Source organism: Endozoicomonas sp. (assembly GCF_051008435.1).
GTDB lineage: Bacteria > Pseudomonadota > Gammaproteobacteria > Pseudomonadales > Endozoicomonadaceae > Endozoicomonas_A.
Window position 1 is genome coordinate 1 of record NZ_JBPCXO010000408.1, and the last position, 2630, is coordinate 2630.

2 protein-coding genes are annotated in these 2630 nt (G+C 43.0%); both read left to right on the top strand.

Translation table 11 applies throughout. The features are described from left to right. Positions 1–1310, top strand: a 1310-nt coding sequence (locus ACR2PX_RS20640) for an HlyD family secretion protein (protein WP_434001246.1), incomplete at its 5' end; no start/stop codon positions are given. 63 nt (positions 1311–1373) lie between these two features. Next, positions 1374–2432: a cysteine peptidase family C39 domain-containing protein gene (locus ACR2PX_RS20645; RefSeq protein WP_434001247.1), complete on the top strand. Its 1059-nt coding sequence runs from the start codon at positions 1374–1376 to the stop codon at positions 2430–2432. Positions 2433–2630 lie beyond the last annotated feature (198 nt).

Below are 2630 nucleotides of genomic sequence, written 5' to 3' on the forward strand. Positions count from 1 at the left end.
TTGTCAATAGCCTATACGACAAATTATGTATTAAATGCATGGATTGCAGTATGTCAGACAGTAGTTTATTTCGTAAGGAATGTCTTGAAAATCAGAGTGTTGTATCGAATGGTCATGTTCTGATTATTAATCCATTATCACATCTTTGTCTTGTGATTTTAGTTTGTGTCGTTCTGGCAGCACTCATCTTGTTCTTTGTTTTCGGTAGCTATACCCGTTCTGAAACGGTATCAGGATTTTTGCAGCCGTCTGATGGTCTGAGCCGTATTTCAGGGGTTCAAAGTGGAACGGTTGAAGAACTTTATGTAAAAGAGGGTGAAGTTGTTCAGGCTGGCACGTCATTACTTCGAATTAGGACCGGCAGGCTGTTGGTTGATGGGAGTTTAGAAGGGCAACTTCAAGAACAGCTGGATCTGGCTATAGTGTCTCTTCAAGTACAAATTGATCAAAGCAGAACTCTGGCTGAAGTTGAAAAACGAAAATTGGCACAATTACAGAAAGATCTTCAGCAGCAGCGCAAGCACCTTGTAGAACAACTGACCACTCAAAAGAAGTACGTTGCTGTCCTGGAGCAAGAGTTAAGTGTTTTGGAAAACCTGCTTGCCAGAAAGCACATTTCCAAATCAGATTACAATGGAAAACTGAGCATTCTTCTAACAGCACAACTGGAACTTCAGGGTTTAAAAAAAGAAAAAGCGGCACTGGAAGCCCGATATTCTGAAGTAAAGAGTGAGTATCAGAAAATTGACCTGGACTCTGAGTCCAGAGTGGCTGCATTAATGCAGTCAGTTTCTGAAATGCGACAGCGATTGATTGAAAGCCAGAGCAGGTCATCCTACGTACTCACAGCTCCTGTCAGCGGAACGGTTTCAAGCTTACTGGTTCGCAAAGGTGCCTGGGTTGATTCTGGACGACAATTGCTTACTGTTTTGCCCATCAATAGTGAGTTGCAAGCTGAACTGTATGTCCCCACACGAGCTATTGGTTTCACAAAAATAGGACAAACTGTCCAGGTTCGTTACTCTGCTTTCCCCTATCAGAAGTTTGGTTTCTACAAAGGCCATGTAACCGAAGTTTCCCGGACCATAATTGCTCCAAATGATATTCCGGCTCCTGCGCAGTTAAATGAGCCAGTTTATAGGGTAACGGTTTCTCTGAGTCGGCAAGCGATTAAGGCATATGGGGAAGATTACCCTCTACAGTCAGGTATGCAGCTCACGGCAGACATGATGGGTGAAAAGCGTTCAATATTTGAGTGGTTACTGGAACCACTTTACAGCCTCTCCGGAAGAGCATTTTTCTCTAGTTGACTAAGCAGTATTCACAGCTGTTGGTATTTCAAAGTGAGATGAATTTGGTCACAGGATGACAATATGAATGTTACAAGCCTTTTGAGCTTTGGCTTTGGTCGTAGATTACCCGTTGTTTTACAGAGTGAGGCCGCCGAGTGTGGTTTAGCCTGTATTGCCATGGTGGCCGGTTATTATGGACATAAAACTGATCTGAATAGGCTCCGGCAAAGATTCTCGGTCAGTCTTCGAGGTTCGACACTCGAACAGTTAATGAATATTTCTGAAAAGTTGCTGATGAATACTCGGGCTCTTCAACTCGATTTGGAGCATATGAAGCAGCTGCGGACGCCCTGTATTCTTCATTGGAACCTGAATCATTTTGTAGTTCTTAAGTCTGTGAGTAAAAAGGGGATTATTATCCATGATCCTGGTTCAGGTCAGCGATTTTTGAGTTGGGAAGAGGTTTCCAAGTCATTTACAGGCATTGCTCTTGAGGTTACCCCTTCAGCTGCTTTCCAGCAGAAAAAAGAAACCAAGAAACTGGGTTTGAGCAGCCTTTGGCAGAGTATTACCGGGTTGAAGCGGGGTTTTATACAGGTATTGTTTTTGGCATTGGCTCTGGAAGTCTTTGCCCTGACAATGCCTTACTTCATTCAGCTGACTGTCGATAATGTTGTCGTGAATAACGACAAAGATTTACTGTTTGTTCTTGGATTGGGTTTTCTTCTCCTTACCTTGTTTAAAGTACTGACTGACACTATTCGGTCTTGGGTCGTTTTGTTTTTACGTAGCCATCTCGGTATACAGCTGGTCAGTAACTTATTTAGACATTTAATGAGGCTACCTTTACCTTGGTTTCAAAAACGGCATATTGGTGATGTGGTATCAAGGTTCAGTTCACTGGGTCAAGTTAATCAGATGTTGAGCAGTGGTTTTATTGAGGGGTTGTCTGATGGTGTTATGGCTCTGGTGACATTGGTCATGATGTATATCTACAGCCCTTTGCTGGCGACGGTTGCTTTAGGTGCAGTTGTTCTCTATTGCATTTTTCGCCTGGTTTTCTATCGCCCTCTGAGGATGCGTACAGAAGAAAGTATTATGATGGCGGCAAAAGAAGATACTGCCTTTATTGAAACGTAACTATTCAGCCCCCTCAAAATAGGCTGGATTTTTCAGAGTTTTGTGCCATTTTCTACTAAACCTTTCTCTTCACTCTCAGTCATGACTCATATTGCACCCGATATACAGACCCGCGTCGTATTGCTTGCCATTATTGGAGAGCAGCAGGAGCAGGCTGTTGAGATGCAAAAGCAAATCACGAAACTGGAAGAGGAAAAC